Here is a 15,255-nt window from a genome sequence, read left to right on the forward strand (position 1 = left end):
GCGCATCAAGCGCGACACCATTGCAAATCGTCGCTTGCAGCATCGTCTGCAGGCCGCTTAAACTCTAACCCCTGATGAGCCAGAGCCTCCCTTCGCAGAACGCCTGATCAGTCTCAAATCATCTGACGACGGACAAATGGTCACCAGAGGTACGTCGAAACATCCGACATTCCCTGCGCGGTGGTGTTAACAGCTGCTTCGTGCTCCCCGGAGCGCCAGACTTGTTAGCCTCCGTCGCCTGCGGGATCATCGGTCCAGGCAGGCCTGATCCCAGCGTCGGGGAATCAGGACCACACGACTTGGCCGTCAGTCAAGATGTCTTCCTCCGTGCGGCACGCGAGCTGAACATCCCGGCGTCCACCGCATCCGCTCTCAACGTTCGTGCCGATCGCGAAGCGTCTCTCTGAAATGAGGACGGGATACGCAACGGGAGACAGATATTTGGGCTAAAAGCCTGACGTGGTTTCCGATCGATCGAGTTGTTTTGCCCGTCGGGTCATTAGTCGACGCCATTATTTCCGAACCCGACTTTTGTACACCGCTATCAGAGGTTCCATGATCGCAAGGACGTGTGTGCTTCGCTCACCATGTGAGTGAGAATGCAGGGAACTTGAGCGCGCGGATCACTTTCACGCGAGACCAACTTGTCGGCGTATCGCAATGTGAAACGATAATGCTACTTTAGATTGCTTGGTGCAGATTGTTCCCTCATTGCACAGATACAATCGGAGATTGTAATGACAAACGCAGCAGCGGCGCTTACCCACTCGGTATCAGTGACAGAGAATTCCGATGGACGATTGGAGGTGTTCGGTCTCGGAACCGACAGGGCGCTCTGGCACGTCTGGCAGGAAAAACCGCACTCGGGGCCATGGTCGAGTTGGGCCTCGCTTGGCGGCGTTCTCACCAGCTCGCCGTCCAGTGTCGATAATTCCGAAGGTCGGCTGGAGGTCTTTGCGCGCGGAACCGATAATTCACTCTGGCACATTTGGCAGGACAGGCCACATGCCGGACCGTGGTCGGGCTGGGCCTCGCTCGGCGGCGCCATCACCAGCGATCCCGCTGCGATCGCCAACAGCGACGGCCGGCTAGAAGTGTTTGCGCGCGGGACCGACAACGCGCTCTGGCACATCTGGCAGGAGAAGCCACATGCCGGTCCGTGGTCAGGCTGGGCCTCACTTGGCGGCGAGATCACCGGCGACCCCGAGGTGTTCATCAATTCCGATGGCCGTCTCGAAGTGTTCGCCCGTGGCTCTGACAATGCGCTGTGGCACATCTGGCAAGAGGAGCCGCATGCCGGACCGTGGTCAAGCTGGGCATCCCTGGGTGGCGCCATCACCAGCGATCCCGCCGTGGTCGCCAGCAGCGATGGCCGTCTCGAAGTTTTCGCCCGTGGCACCGACAATGCACTGTGGCATATCTGGCAGGAGAAGCCGCATGCCGCATCGTGGTCACGCTGGGCATCTCTGGGCGGCGCCATCACCAGTGATCCGGCCGTGGTCGACAATTCCGACGGCCGGCTGGAAGTGTTCGCCCGTGGCATCGACAACGTGTTGTGGCATATCTGGCAGGAGAAGCCGCATGCCGCACCGTGGTCAAGCTGGGCATCTCTGGGCGGCTCCATCACCAGTGATCCGGTGGCTTTCGATAATTCCGACGGCCGGCTAGAAGTGTTTGCGCGCGGCACCGACAACGCGCTCTGGCACATCTGGCAGAAGAAGCCGCACTCCGGACCGTGGTCCGGCTGGGCATCCCTGGGCGGCGTTCTCCTGAGCGATCCACTCGCCGCCTGATACGGACTGCACGAGAGGCCGGCCGTCTCACAAGGCGGTCGGCGCCCTCACTAACCCATCATTAAGCTACTACGTCGTCACGCAACGTCGCGCGATCGCGCGCTAATTCCGGCTCTTGAACCGGCACGGATAAACTACCGGCGTCGTGATCACATCTCCCGGTCATCCGGTTGGGTGCTGATCCGGTCGATGCTAGAGCTAGCGAACGGGCCTCTCAACTGTTTGCGCTGCAAACTAGAGCGATTTGAGAACGCCGGGCACTAAGTTCAAGTTTGAGCGTGCAGATTTTTTGCGTTGACACCATACGAATCGATTTGTCTGGCTCAGTACACTCGCCATGCATGCGAGCCGACCTCGCGCTTGTTGGACTCTGATCGGGGTAACGGCGCGAGCGAGTTTCGGCAAAGCCGCGAGCCTCGTGCGTGAGAGCGGCCGAAGATACGCTTCATTTACAGTATGGATGGAGAACAAATTTCGTGCTTCGCACGCGTCGCTCTTCGGAATGACCGCCAGTTGCTCGGTACCAAATTCGGAATGGAGTTTCGGCGCGAAACTCGATTCGAAAGGAAGGCGAGAAGACCGCACGTTCAACCGCGCTCCAAAACAGGTGCAGCCCAACTCTTTTTTGTTTTCAGGCCGCGGAAAGAACCGGTGAAAGGCGGATTTGCGCTAAGCACACCAATCGCAGAGGTCTTCTTCGGCGACAGCAGGACCGGAGCGCATCTGAGCAACGCATGATAACATTGACCGGATCGCAGGTTCGATCGAACGTGAGCGCTCAAGTCTCCGCGAGTGTCGCGCCCATCGGTTCCTTTCTCCGTAGCCGCCCGGATTGTCAATTTTTTGAACACGGTGTTCTACTGGAGGAACACCGGCGGAGGGATTTCATACTTAAACGGTTTTTTCGTTAGATTCCGGTGGCGAGGCCGCGGGACTGTATCGTCTCGCGGCCTCATTCATTTTCGCAGTTGAACGCGGACAAGTCCCTCCGGACCGAAGTCGACCTCGCTCCCCAACAATTATCAACGCTTCCACCGAGGCTTCGCATTCAGGCGCGTCAGACTCGGCACTTTGGTTGGGCCATTTCTGCGCGTTGGGCTAGCCCAGTTGTCGAAGCCCATCCGGACGAACGGGGATAGTGGATCCGACAAGCGACTGTGATCCCGCCATTGGTCGGTAGTCAGCCAGCGCAGGACAATGTTGGCGTCGATCGTCAGCTTTCAGACCAATGTCGACAACTTGATCATACAGCCCCGCTACGAAGTGCCTACAGAACCTCCGAGTCTCGATTCGGCACGGCCCTTGCTCCGTCCGGGGCAGCATCACCAATTACTCCAGATGCGGTGATGTTAGGGGCGGGCTCGGCGCCGCGTCGCCGCTAGCGTCTGGTCCGTCCCGCTGGTGCTGTGAGGCGGTATGAAACAGGATCTTCGACCGGCGACCGGATTCGGTCACGCTTGCTGCCGCCGCAGCTCCGAAGCAGCCGCGCAGGCACAGCTCGCGACTCGATATCGTCGCGTAAACGCCAATGTACGATCTTCCAATCTCGACAAGCTAGGGCAAAGATGCAGACTGGAACGGTAGTTTCGTACTGTGTTGAAAAGGGCTGGGGCTTCATAAGGCCTGATGATCGCAGCGGCGACGATTTGTTCGTGCACATGTCCGAACTACGCAACTGCATAGGTGCCGATCTGGTGCCGGGCACGCGCGTGACGTTCGATCTTCGCTTCAACAAGCGGCGGTCAAAGTACAGAGCTGCCGAGGTCAGGTTGATCGATTGAAGTGCCTAAGCAGGTGTTCAAGATTGTTCAAACAGAGCAAAGACCGCGAGTTCGGCCCTGGCAAGCGTTTATGCCGGGTGATGTAAACGCAGCAGACGTTTTCCGTTCGCAGCACTCGAGTATAAATCTGTCTACTCGGTGGAGCACAGATTTCACTCGGCTACTCACTGGAATGCATCAGAAATTCTTTTACGTTGGCTTCTGCAGGGAGATATGAGGGCCGCCGCCAAACGAACAACCTTCGTCACGTTGTGCCGGCCGCATGTCATTCCTCCCGGGCCACACTCTCTGCAATGATAGAAGTTTTCGAACCTGGATGATCGCCCTCCAATAATACTTCCTTACGGGACACAATTGTAAGACAAACATCACCAAAATTCACAGGTTCGAGTGATATGCCAGGTCCTCAGTTGACAATGGCGCTTCGCAACATTCAGACAAAATCCATTACCGCTATTGGCGAATCCGTCGGCCTTGCCCAGGAGAACAAGAAACGAAACCATGCGTATCCAATATGGATGCCGATCGCACCACTCGCTTTGCGCGAGTCGATTTCCGCAATGACGATCGTGTCTTTGGCATTAAAGACGAAGATCGACTATTGCATATGTACGTGATTGGGAAGACCGGCAATGGCAAATCCACGCTGATCGAAACGATGGCCCTCCAGGATCTGGCGCGCGGAAACGGCTTTGCGCTCATTGATCCGCATGGCGATCTTGTTGCCCGCATCGCTTCGCGCATTTCGGCAGCGCATGCCGATAGGGTGGTGTACCTCGACGCAACCAACCCAAATTAGCCATACGGTTATAACTCTCTTCGTCACGTCAGCGGAGATCGTATTGCTCTCGCGGCTTCCGGCATGATGGATGTCTTTAAGAAGATGTGGCCGGACGCATGGGGCGTGCGTATGGAGCACATCTTACGGAATGTTCTGATGGCTCTCTTGGAGCAGCCTGACGCTACGCTCCACGACGTGCTGCGCATATTCTCCGACAATGAGTTTCGTAAAAGAACCGCCAAATCCCTCCGGAATGAGACCGTTCGGACGTTTCTACTCAATGAGTTCGAGCGATGCTCATTTGGCTACCGCGCGGACGGCACCGCGCCGATCCAGAACAAGGTCGGAGCGTTTCTGGCTGACCCGCGGCTCGATCGGATACTAACGGCCCCCGAAGAAGATTTGCACATCCGCCGGATCATGGACGAAGGCAAGGTTCTCTTGGCCAATCTGGCGAAGGGGCACCTTGGGGAAGATAGCTCGTCGCTCCTTGGCGGATTGCTTGTCACAACGATTGGCCTGGCCGCCTTTAGCCGGGCCGACACTCCACAAGACAAACGCCGAGACTTCTTCGTCTACGTCGATGAATTTCAGAGCTTTACCACAGTCGCGCTGGCGAACATGTTTTCCGAGCTTCGCAAATACCGCGTCGGCTTCACAGTGGCGCATCAGTATCTAAACCAGCTTGTCCCTGAGGTACGCCATGCAGTTCTCGGCAACGTCGGCTCTATCATCTCATTCCGTGTCGGCGTCGAAGATGCTCCATATCTCGTTCGAGAATTCCAGAGCCGGTTTTCGGAAATCGACCTCTTGAGGCTGCCAAACTACCGCATCTATCTCAAGCTTATGATCGATGGAACGCCATCGATACCTTTCAGCGCCGCTACGCTTGAGCCAATATAGAGACATTTGCCAAACTGGCATAATCCCGCGCCTACCCTCGCTTTTCTCCTGAAGTACGATCGCGCTCGGACATTGTTCTTTCCGGCGCCAATTCGGATGTCGGTAGCGAGACGGAGGATCGATCTGTTGCTGTTTTGAGGACGGTGCAGCTCCGCCTTGCTATCCGGCACCCGAATGGTTCGGGCCGACGGTAGTGAGGAGAATAACATGTCCGCCATTGCTCTTTCGCGCAAGGCCGTAAAGCTCATGAAGCTCTGCGATCTCGAAGGCTTCCAAAGTCTCGACGATCTTCTGCAAACAGCTGCAGCTGACAGCGTGTGCCCAGCGATCTGCATGACAGAAGGATGCGACTACACAGCGGCGATGGAGCCCGACCAAGATCAGGGTTTTTGCGAGGCCTGCGGCGGCAACACCATCGCATCGGTTCTCGTTCTCGTCGGCCTGATTTAAGTCGGAGGGCGACGATGAGCGATATCGCCAACACTCCTATGCGGCGTCGCATTCGAGTGCTCAACGACTTCTTTCGTGCGACCTTCATGGGCGGCAAAATTGTGATCACTGCGGGGGGGCAGGTCTGCCGCTCGACGTGAAAGGATCGTGTCCCTGAGCGTGGAGTAACTGGCGGTGGGACACCGCGATCGCCGGCAAGAGCCGGACTGGTCAGCTGGCGATAGCCGGGAGGCTGACGGTTGGATCATCGCTCAAGGGCGCGATGGTTTCCAGCGTCATATAGCGGGCGCGCTGGACGGCCCATTCATCGTTCTGTTCGAGCAGGATCGCGCCGATGAGGCGGACGATGGCGTCCTCGTTGGGGAAGATGCCGACCACTTCAGTCCGCCGCTTGATCTCGCCGTTGAGGCGTTCGATCGGGTTAGTAACCGGTATGAGATGCCTCGGTGCCAACGTTCCCGCTGCGGTGTTCTACATCGTGGCGTATGGTGCGACCATCGGGACAGAGGCACCGGGAGCACGAAGTGCGGGCAGGCCGATGTTATTCGATGAGCCGAGAGCTCGAGTTAGTAGCTGGCCGCCTCTGCGACTCGGCCGGTTGCGCTGGGAGCGCGAATCCGTAGTTGTCGTGTCGCCCGCAGCTCCCGTCATATGTCTGGCAGGAGGTGCGAATGCGACGGGTGATTGGCATCGACGTCCACCGAACTTTCGGCGAGGTGGTGTTTTGGGAAGACGGCAGGCTCCGACATGCGGGCCGCATCGATATGACGCGGACGGCGCTGGAGGGATTTGGCAAGACCCTGCTGGCCAGTGATGAGGTGGTGGTCGAAGCGACTGCCAACAGCATGGCGGTGTCGCGGGTTCTGGCGCCGTTCGTGGCACGGGTGATTATCGCCAATCCGCTGCAGGTGAAGGCGATCGCCCAGGCTCACGTCAAGACCGACAAGATCGATGCCGGCACGCTCGCTAGTCTGCAGGCGGCCGGGTACCTGCCGCAGATCTGGACGCCTGACGCGGAGACGGAACGCAAGCGTCGGCTGGTGGCGCGGCGCTACCAGGTCGTGCGGCATCGCACGCGGCTCAAGAACGAGGTGCATTCGATCCTGCACGCGCACCTGATCCCGAAGTGCCCGCATGCCGATCTTTTCAACCTCCGCGGCCGGGCGTGGTTGGCCGCTCAACCGTTGCCGGACGATGAGCGCGCGGCGATCGATCGGCACGTCCGCGAGCTTGACCGGCTGGCGGAAGACCTGGCCCTGCTCGACCGCGAGATCGCGCAGGACGCCATCGACGATTCCGCGGTGAACAGATTGATGACGATCACCGGCGTGAATCTGGCGGTCGCCGCCGGAATCGTGGCGGCGATCGGCGACATCAGCCGGTTCAACAGCCCGCAGAAGCTGGTGAGCTACTTCGGGCTGAACCCGCGGGTGCGGCAGTCCGGGCTGGGAGCCGCCCACCACGGCCGTATCAGCAAGATCGGCCGCAGTCATGCGCGCGCCATGCTGGTCGAGGCGGCCTGGGCTGCGGCCAAGGCGCCCGGTCCACTGCATGCCTTTTTCGTGCGCATCCGCGCCCGACGCGGCCATCAGATCGCCGCGGTGGCCGTGGCCCGGAAGCTCACTGTGCTCTGCTGGCATTTGCTGACAAAGGGCGAGGATTACCTGTGGGCACGCCCGGCACTGGTCGCCATCAAGACCCGCGCGATGCAGCTTCAAGCCGGACATCCGCAACAGAAAGGCAGCCGGCGTGGGCCAGCGTATGCCTACAACATCAAGGCATTGCGCGACCGCGAGATGTTGATTGCCGCCCAGGCAGAGCAAAGCTACGAGCGCTTGGTGACGCAATGGAAACCACGGCACCCAAAAACCGGCGCGCGGGCGCCTCAGTTCGGCAGGACAAAATAGGGCAGCCTGGTGGCGCTTGCAGCCGATGCGCCACGCTTCGCCACGAGGTCGCCCGCGCCCGCCAAGGATAATCCCGCCTGACGGCAAGTGCCAGCCAGGACTGCAGTCCCGTTACACGCCAGCATGCCGCCGTGCTCGGGCCGGTCAAGGCCAAGCCTTGCGGTGGCCGCAAACGCGGCCAGCCTTGACCGCCCCTGCGCGCGGCGGCTGCGAGATCGGTGGCCGGGACGGAAGAATGGCCCGCGCCGCGGCCGAACAAAAGAATGGACGCGATGCCCGCAATCGTCATCGGGGCGATCATTAAAAATCGCTTGTCCATCTCATCCGTCGAGTGCAGCTTGGTCCGATGCTGCGGCGGAAACGTCATATAGGCCAGCACATCGGTCTCAGCCTCGTCGAGGAAGCCGGCGAGCTTAGGCAGCTTAGGGCGGAGCTGATCGGCGACCTTGCGCCATTGGCTTTGTGCGGCCTCGGCATCGTCCTGGGCAAACGCGGTGGCGATGAAGGCGGAGACGACGCGGCGGCCGCTCTTGCCGGCATGTGCCAACGCATTGCGCATGAAGTGGACGCGGGGGTCGTTGAAAAAGCTGCAATTGGCTGATTCCGTTCTCGTCGGCGATTCGCGATCGGCGGAGCAAACGAGATGCTGGGGCGCAAGGAGCGGGATCAGTTGGAGCTCTTCATCACTGGCTCGCTCAGACAGCTCGTCCCAGATGAGCACGTGCTGGCCCGGGTCGATCGCGTGCTCGACCTATCTTGGCTAAGGGAGGAGGTCTCCGACTGCTATTGCGCGAGCGACGGTCGGCCAGGCATCGATCCGGAGGCCGCGGTCCGCCTGATGCTCGCGGGTCTGCTCACCGGCATCGTACACGATCGCAAGCTGATCCGGGAGGCTCAGGTTAACATCGCCATTCGGTGGTTTACTGGTTATGGCCTGCACAAGCAGCTACCGCACCATTCCAGCCTGACGCGCATCCGCCAGCGCTGGGGCGAGGAGCGATTCCGTAGGATCTTTAAACGCACGGTCCAGGCCTGCCTGAAGGCGAAGATCGCAACAGCCGAAGTGGTTCACATCGATGCGTCGCTGATCCGCGCCAACGTGAGTTGGGACAGCCTCACCGAGCAGCATGTGGTGGATGTGCTGAGCGAAAATCAAAGCGAAGATGAAAGCGAGGATGAGAGAAAGGGCCGGCAAAGCGGGAAGTACAAAAAGGTCTGCACGACTGATCCCGATGCGACAATGGCCACCAATGCCCGAAACCGGCGGCTGGAACCCGCTTACAAGCAGCACACGGCCGTCGATGACAAGGTCGGTATCATTCTGGATGTCGCGGTCACGACTGGACAAACGAACGAAGGAGAGATGATCGAGCCGCAAGTCGATGAGGTTGAAGCGACTACGGGCATCGACATCAAGGTGGTCACCGCCGACGCGGGCTATGCCTACGCTAAAGTCTACGGCGCGCTCGAGCGGCGCGGCATTGATGCCCTCATCCCAGCTAAAGCCGAACCAATCAAGAGTCGCCTACCGCTTAGACGCTTCCGGTACGATGCCAAGAACGACATCTTGAAGTGCCCGCGAGGACGTATCTTGCGCCCGGCGCGGCCCATCAAGCACGGCCGTTTCTTTTACTCGAAGGCGAAGGATTGCGCCCGGTGTCCGCTCAAGGGCGATTGCCTATCCAAAGGGCGGGTTAACAAAGCGGTCGTTGTCGGTGACCATTATCCGGCACTGCTGCGCGCCCGCCGCCGTCGCGAGCGATGGAGTAAGCAGGATCGACGTCTGTATCAACGCCATCGCTGGCGCTCAGAGGGCTTCCACGGCGAAGCCAAAACTTGGCATGGACTGGCGCGCGCCATACGGCGCGGTCTACCGAATATGAAGATCCAGGCCTACCTGACGGCCGCTGTCATCAACCTCAAGCGGCTGGCAACCGCTCTCCTTGCGTTTATTCTGTCTTGGATTGTCCCTCATAATGCGTTTGCGGCTTCAGATCGCACCGTGGCGCGAGCTTTGACGCGAGGGCCATGATAGGGCCGATCGCTGCATCGCGCGAAATCTATTGGCCACTTCTTCAACGACCCCACGCGACAACGCTGCCAGGAGGCGTTGAGCACCTTGGCGACGGTCGCCTTAATGCCCTCGTGGGCGTCGGAGACGACCAGCTTGACGCCGCGCAGGCCGCGGCGGGCGAGCTTGCGCAGGAATGCCGTCCAGAATGTCTCGGCCTCGGAGGGCCCTATGTCCATCCCGAGAACCTCGCGCCGGCCGTCGCTGTTAACGCCGACCGCGACGATCACCGCGACAGATACGATGCGCCCCTGCTGGCGCACCTTCACGTAGGTGGCGTCGATCCACAGATACGGCCAATCGCCCTCGATCGGACGGCCGAGGAATGCCTTCACCTTGTCATCGATCTCCGCGCACAGCCGCGAGACCTGGCTCTTGGAGATGCCGCTCATGCCCATCGCCTGCACCAGATCGTCGACCGAGCGGGTCGAGACGCCTTGCACATAGGCTTCCTGCACCACGGCGGTGAGCGCCTTCTCGGCCATCCGGCGTGGCTCTAGAAAGGCGGGGAAGTACGAGCCCTTGCGCAGCTTGGGGATACGAAGCTCGACCGTGCCGGCGCGGGTCTCCCAGGTCCGGTCGCGGTAGCCGTTGCGCTGCGCCAAGCGCTCGGGGTTCTTCTCGCCGTAGGCGGCCCCGGTCTGGCCTTCCACTTCCAACTCCATCAGGCGCTGGGCGGCAAAGCCGATCATCTCGCGCAGCAGATCCGCGTCAGGGGTCTTCTCCACGAGCGTGCGGAGGTTCATCATCTCATCGGTCATCGGTGGTTCCTCGAATCAGGTTGGTGTCAGCAACCCGACCCTACCGGCGAACTGCCGGTGACCACCGCAAACCCGCCCGCCCGCTACGGCGCTACGTAAGGGCGCGCGTGCGGGCGGCTTTGCTCTACCGAGCTACACCATCAATGGGGACACGACCCGTGAAAGCTCGTGCGCTCATCGAGGTTCAGCGGTTCACAGACTTCAACGCAGGCAATGATCCGCACGACGAGCATGACTTCGGCAGCTTCGATCTGGCGGGAGAGACGTTCTTTTGGAAAATCGACTACTACGACGCGCTTTGTCAGTTTGGGTCGGAAGACCCAGCCGACCCGGAGAAGACCACGCGTGTTCTCACACTCATGCTTGCCCAGGAGTGTTGAGCAAAAGGAGTTTCTTTGTTGCCCCGCAATTTGCGGGGCTTTTTTGCTCTAGAGGGCCGCCGCAGCTAACTTGGCCTTCCTGTCTTGCTTAGCGCCTTTTATGAGCGCATCGACGCGCGGGATCATCTCAGCTCGGTCCCTGATTTCGGGCGGCGCGCCCATAGCCCCGTCCGTATGCGAATGCCCCTCAATTTACGCCGACCGCCATTCCACGAAGAAACAGGGCGGCGAGGATCGCAGCGATGAGTCCCGCAAATACCGTGCGACGCGCGCCATTCTCGTCGCAGATCGTGCTGGCGCGATGGCGACTAACGATCGTAACGATCGACTCGATGCCGATTACCGTCAAGATCATCTTCGGCCCAAAGCCGAGGCGGAGAACATCGGGGGGGCCGAACGTTCCCAATGGCAGCCCAAGGTCGAAAAACCCGGAGAAGGTCAGAATGATGAACTTGAACAGCGGGACCACGGACATGACACGGTTCAGCATCCGGGCGCTTGGAGTGTCCTACCGAAGGCTTCCTTAGAGATCTTGCGCCGAGTCATATCGGTCAGCGGCGTATCATGCTTGGTTACTTGCATCTTGTGTGATCGTTCACCCGAATCGGGTGCAAGTGACCACGTCTCATTCAGAAACTCCCAACGATCGAGCCCAACAGGATGACAACCGCGAGCGCGAGCAGAGCGCCTACGATAGCAACCATGATAATGTCTCGATAGCTCTCCTTGGGTGTAGCGCCACAGACCGAAAGCAAGGTGACCACCGCCCCGCTATGGGGAAGACTGTCGAGAGTGCCGGCGCTCATCACGGCGACGCGATGCAGGAGTTCCCGATCGATGTTCAGTTCAAGTGCACGCGACAAATAGGTCGCGCCGAGCGCGTCGAGCGCGATGGTCAGGCCGCCAGACGCCGAGCCGGTTAGCGCGGCGAGGATGTTCGTGGCTACGGCGAGGGAGACGAGCGGACCACCGCCGATCGAGAGCACCCAATCACGCACCAGCGTAAAGGACGGCAATGCGGCGATCACGGCGCCGAACCCGACGAGACTCGCTACACTGAAGATGGGCAGCACCGAGGCGTTGGCACCAGCGTCCAGTGTGTCGCGCAGCCTCGGCAGACGAGACCGGTTCATCAGGATCGTCGCTACAATAGCGACGATAAGCGCTACGGCGACCGACCACACACCGCTCACCGCAGCGAAGGACGTTTCGCCCCAGCGTTCCTCGGTGAGAAAGTCGAAATTAATTCGCGGAAGGACGACGACCGACAAGGTTAAATTGACCACGATCACGAGCATCAGCGGCAGCCCGGCGAGGATGACCGGTGGCAGATCCAGGCTAAGATGTCCCCGCTCGATCTCGGCAGGATCAAACTCCCGCGCGGTGGCGGCGCGCTCACGCAGCGCGGGATCGGCGAGGCGATGCTTGGGCAGCATCGTGTCGCCAGAGAACCCTTCCTTCCTGAGCCTCGCGCCTGCCTCGGCCCGCGCGAGCCACCAAAGGCCGAAGCCGAGCATGATCGCCGACGCGATGATGCCGAGCCCTGGCGCGGCGAAGAGTGTGGTGCCGAAGAAGGGCATTGGGATGGCGTTCTGGATCGCCGGCGTGCCCGGGAGCGCCATCATGGTGAAGGTGAACGTGCCAAGCGCAATCGCTGCCGGCATCAGCCGCCGCGGGATATCGGCGCCACGGAACAAGGCCTCGGCCATCGGGGCTAGCACAAACAGGGCGACGAAAAGGCTGACGCCGCCATAGGTCACAATCGCACCGGCGAGCACCACGGCGAGGATTGCCCGCTGTGCACCGAGCTTCGCGGTCATGAAATCCGCGATCGCACTGACCGAGCCGCTGTCCTCCATAACTTTGCCAAATAGAGCCCCGAGGAGGAACAGTGGGAAGAACTGCCCGATGAAGCCCGCCGCGCCGACCATGAAGGTCTGGGTCCAGTTAGCGAGCAGAGGCTCGCCCGAAAAAAACGCCGCGATGAGCGCGGCGATTGGCGCGAGGAGCAGGACGCTCCAGCCTCGATATGCGAACAACACTAAGAGGCCGAGGCCCAGCAGAATGCCGAGAAAGCCCAAGGATCAGACTCCCTCCAGGAGGATGTCCAGATCGACCGAAGACCGTTTCCCAAGATTGTCTCCATCGACGTCCAGAAACTCATGCGCCGCTTTCCGCCCCTCATCCCGCAGCATGCGGAGAAACGCCCGCTCGGCGTTGAGCTTGGACGAATTGCCTCGCCACGGCGCCGCACCAACCGGCGCACCACAATTGTGCGGCCATGCTTGAAGAGAGCAAAAAGGTGCGCTTCGCGCCGCACCGGCGGAAGAGTTGCACGTCACCTGTTGGACACGATTGGCGAAGATTAAAATTTTGCGACCGCACCATCCCAGCGATAGTTCACACGGACCAGACCGACGTCGACGTCCTGACCGATGCGGGCGGTCCCCGCACGAGCGCCCACCGGAACCCCTCCGATTCCAGCTGAAAAAAAGAAGTCCACGTCCCGATGGCCCATGAACAAATGGTCGTACTCGATGCCGACGGACCAGTTCGGAGCGAAGCCGAACTCAAGGCCCGCTCCTACCGCGCCGCCCCAACGGGTTTCGCTGCCGTTGTCAATGGTCAGCCCGGTCGCAAAATCGAAAACCCGGTATTTGTTGCTGGCGACCGCAGCGCCACCTTTCACGTAAAGCAGTACGTTATTCCAGGCATAGCCGACCTGACCCGTGAACAGGCCGAATGCACCAATCTTGGATTCATCCTGGACGCCCGCAAAGGCGAGGTTAGCGTTGGAGCCCTTGAAGTCGGCCCAGTTGCCCTGGGCCTCAAGGCCGAACACAGAGTTCGCTATCTGCCAACGGTAGCCGATTTGACCACCGGCAGTACCTCCAGTCGCATTGTTGCACCCCATGGCAAGGGGCGGAGCGAAGACCAAGCCCCCGGCGTTGACGACGTCCCAGCACTGATGCGCGGAGCCCCACCGCCGCCGTTAATGCCGATGTAAAAGCCGCTCCAGTCGTAGATCCGAGTTACCATCGGAGGTTCTTTTATGTAGGGTCGCGCCGCCAGATCAGCGGCGGAGGCCGAAGCGGTTAGCGCGACAAGGGCTACCGTGCCCAGCAGAACTTCTTTCATTTCTTTTTGGCCCAGTTCTGAATCGATTTCCTTGACGGTCTATCGCCCACGATTGCCATGTGTACGTCTTCTTCATCAATTGCTAAGGTTGGTAGTTGACTGGGTCGCAAGCGTTGCTTGAGCGTTTCGTTCGATGAACAGACGAGCATGTCGGGTCGGTTACGGATGCTGCCTGCCGACCGATGACTGGGCGCCAGGAATGGCGGCTTGTCGTTCCCAATGTTCGCAGACGGTACGGTTGATACGCCGGGCTGGAGGTTGATCGTCGGCGAGAACGGGCCGGAGCTTCCTTATGTCGATAAGCAACGGAGATTCTTCCGAACGGTGTTCCTCCTGACACCGGAACGATTCACGTGTCAGAGCCGGTTAGCATTGACGCTCGGGGCGCCGGCGAAGCTGGGCTTGTGCGAGCTCAGGCGCAGATTGCGCCCTGAAGGGCACCCGACAGAATCGCCAAAATCCCAGAATTGCCGCCAAGGCACTGATTTGACATCACAATTCTGATTTTGAATTGTTCGCGGGTCACGCCGCGCTCGGCAAAAGAAAAAGGCGCCTCTTTCGAGGCGCCCGTTTTCCGCTTTCGTATGTCCTTAGGGGGAGACCGTACATACACGATCCGCGTGTCCTAAAGCTCACGTTGGCACGATAGGATAATTTGACCGGGTGTCAACCAATAGTTTACTTGCTTCTTGGCGGAACCAATTGAGGTTCCGTTGACGGTTGTGTTTGATGCCTCGAAACTTTTCAGCGCAAGAGCAACAAAGAATTCCAAGCACGCTTTCGGCGCCGAGATTCGCAACATATCTCACTGCATGCAACAACGATGCCGCCGCCGCCCTGCGGCTGTACGGGTGGAACGCGAGAGTCGCGAGCGCGTTTCTCTTTCCGCTTCATCTCTTCGAAATTTCTGTCCGAAATGCTGTGGCGAATGCAGCATCGGCAACCTACAATGCCGACTGGCCCTGGGTAGCGAACTTCGAACGGAGTTTATCTAGACCGCATCGACCTCACTTCAGCCCACACCAAGAAATCTTGAAAGTGCGGTCTCGCCATGAAAATCCGCGCCGCACCGGCAAAGTGATCGCCGATCTAAAGTTCGCGTTCTGGGTTTCGATGTTTACCGTTAGCCACGAAGCCCGTCTGTGGCAGCCCCACATCAACGTTGAGCTGGTCCCGCAAATCTGAACAGCGCGATAAGTGGAGTTTCTGCCTGACGGCGGGCAAGATTGACCCGCGAATCAGGAGAGACGATGAGCAGACGAGCACGGCGGAACCACACTCCGGCTTTCA

The 15,255-nt window shown here is 59.8% G+C and carries 11 protein-coding genes and 5 pseudogenes; 9 read left to right on the forward strand and 7 right to left on the reverse strand.

The window, feature by feature from the left end:
* Positions 1 to 686 precede the first annotated feature (686 nt).
* The 6 genes from AC066S_RS37725 to AC066S_RS37750 all read left to right on the forward strand — a co-directional run bounded on the left by AC066S_RS37725 (position 687) and on the right by AC066S_RS37750 (position 5,848).
* Positions 687 to 1,793: a PLL family lectin gene (locus tag AC066S_RS37725; RefSeq protein ID WP_478271869.1), complete on the forward strand. Its 1,107-nt coding sequence runs from the start codon at positions 687 to 689 to the stop codon at positions 1,791 to 1,793.
* Between the two features lie 1,565 nt (positions 1,794 to 3,358).
* The gene (locus AC066S_RS37730) at positions 3,359 to 3,574 is read left to right on the forward strand and encodes a cold-shock protein (protein ID WP_126262088.1); all 216 of its coding nucleotides are present in this window, start codon (positions 3,359 to 3,361) and stop codon (positions 3,572 to 3,574) included.
* A gap of 514 nt (positions 3,575 to 4,088) precedes the next feature.
* Entirely contained in the window at positions 4,089 to 4,373 is a 285-nt protein-coding gene (locus AC066S_RS37735; RefSeq protein WP_126262087.1) for a type IV secretion system DNA-binding domain-containing protein, read from the forward strand.
* A gap of 63 nt (positions 4,374 to 4,436) precedes the next feature.
* Positions 4,437 to 5,258, forward strand: a complete 822-nt coding sequence (locus tag AC066S_RS37740; RefSeq protein WP_126262086.1) for a type IV secretory system conjugative DNA transfer family protein — start codon at positions 4,437 to 4,439, stop codon at positions 5,256 to 5,258.
* Positions 5,259 to 5,465: 207 nt separating this feature from the next.
* Positions 5,466 to 5,708, forward strand: coding sequence for a hypothetical protein (locus AC066S_RS37745; RefSeq protein WP_126262085.1), 243 nt, complete (start codon positions 5,466 to 5,468; stop codon positions 5,706 to 5,708).
* Positions 5,709 to 5,722: 14 nt separating this feature from the next.
* Entirely contained in the window at positions 5,723 to 5,848 is a 126-nt protein-coding gene (locus AC066S_RS37750) for a hypothetical protein (protein ID WP_283810200.1), read from the forward strand.
* Between the two features lie 70 nt (positions 5,849 to 5,918).
* On the opposite strand, the pseudogene AC066S_RS37755 reads toward AC066S_RS37750, so the two are convergent.
* Positions 5,919 to 6,134: pseudogene (locus AC066S_RS37755) on the reverse strand (transposase); the annotation flags it as partial.
* A gap of 263 nt (positions 6,135 to 6,397) precedes the next feature.
* Here AC066S_RS37755 and AC066S_RS37760 point away from each other — a divergent pair.
* Positions 6,398 to 7,615, forward strand: a complete 1,218-nt coding sequence (locus AC066S_RS37760; RefSeq protein WP_164719145.1) for an IS110 family RNA-guided transposase — start codon at positions 6,398 to 6,400, stop codon at positions 7,613 to 7,615.
* Positions 7,616 to 7,925: 310 nt separating this feature from the next.
* On the opposite strand, the pseudogene AC066S_RS37765 reads toward AC066S_RS37760, so the two are convergent.
* Positions 7,926 to 8,186: pseudogene (locus AC066S_RS37765) on the reverse strand (transposase); the annotation flags it as partial.
* A gap of 72 nt (positions 8,187 to 8,258) precedes the next feature.
* Here AC066S_RS37765 and AC066S_RS37770 point away from each other — a divergent pair.
* The gene (locus AC066S_RS37770) at positions 8,259 to 9,647 is read left to right on the forward strand and encodes a transposase (protein WP_478271870.1); all 1,389 of its coding nucleotides are present in this window, start codon (positions 8,259 to 8,261) and stop codon (positions 9,645 to 9,647) included.
* A gap of 53 nt (positions 9,648 to 9,700) precedes the next feature.
* Here the strand turns inward: AC066S_RS37770 and AC066S_RS37775 are convergent.
* Positions 9,701 to 10,447 (reverse strand): annotated as a pseudogene (locus AC066S_RS37775) (IS256 family transposase); the annotation flags it as partial.
* Positions 10,448 to 10,605: 158 nt separating this feature from the next.
* Between AC066S_RS37775 and AC066S_RS37780 the strand changes: the two are divergent.
* A complete protein-coding gene (locus AC066S_RS37780) occupies positions 10,606 to 10,827 on the forward strand; it encodes a DUF3768 domain-containing protein (RefSeq protein ID WP_235885267.1) in 222 nt (73 codons plus the stop codon).
* A 187-nt stretch (positions 10,828 to 11,014) separates the two neighbouring features.
* Here the strand turns inward: AC066S_RS37780 and AC066S_RS37785 are convergent, their stop codons facing one another.
* From AC066S_RS37785 to AC066S_RS37800, 4 genes and pseudogenes are all read right to left on the reverse strand, one after another.
* Entirely contained in the window at positions 11,015 to 11,317 is a 303-nt protein-coding gene (locus AC066S_RS37785; RefSeq protein ID WP_126262082.1) for a hypothetical protein, read from the reverse strand.
* A gap of 139 nt (positions 11,318 to 11,456) precedes the next feature.
* On the reverse strand, positions 11,457 to 12,908 hold the full coding sequence (locus tag AC066S_RS37790; RefSeq protein ID WP_126262081.1) for a GntP family permease: 1,452 nt from the start codon (positions 12,906 to 12,908) through the stop codon (positions 11,457 to 11,459).
* Between the two features lie 3 nt (positions 12,909 to 12,911).
* Positions 12,912 to 13,064, reverse strand: a pseudogene (locus AC066S_RS37795) (patatin-like phospholipase family protein); the annotation flags it as partial.
* 128 nt (positions 13,065 to 13,192) lie between these two features.
* Positions 13,193 to 13,965, reverse strand: a pseudogene (locus AC066S_RS37800) (outer membrane protein).
* Positions 13,966 to 15,255: the final 1,290 nt, after the last annotated feature.

It is taken from the genome of Bradyrhizobium sp. CFUWI (assembly GCF_056429085.1).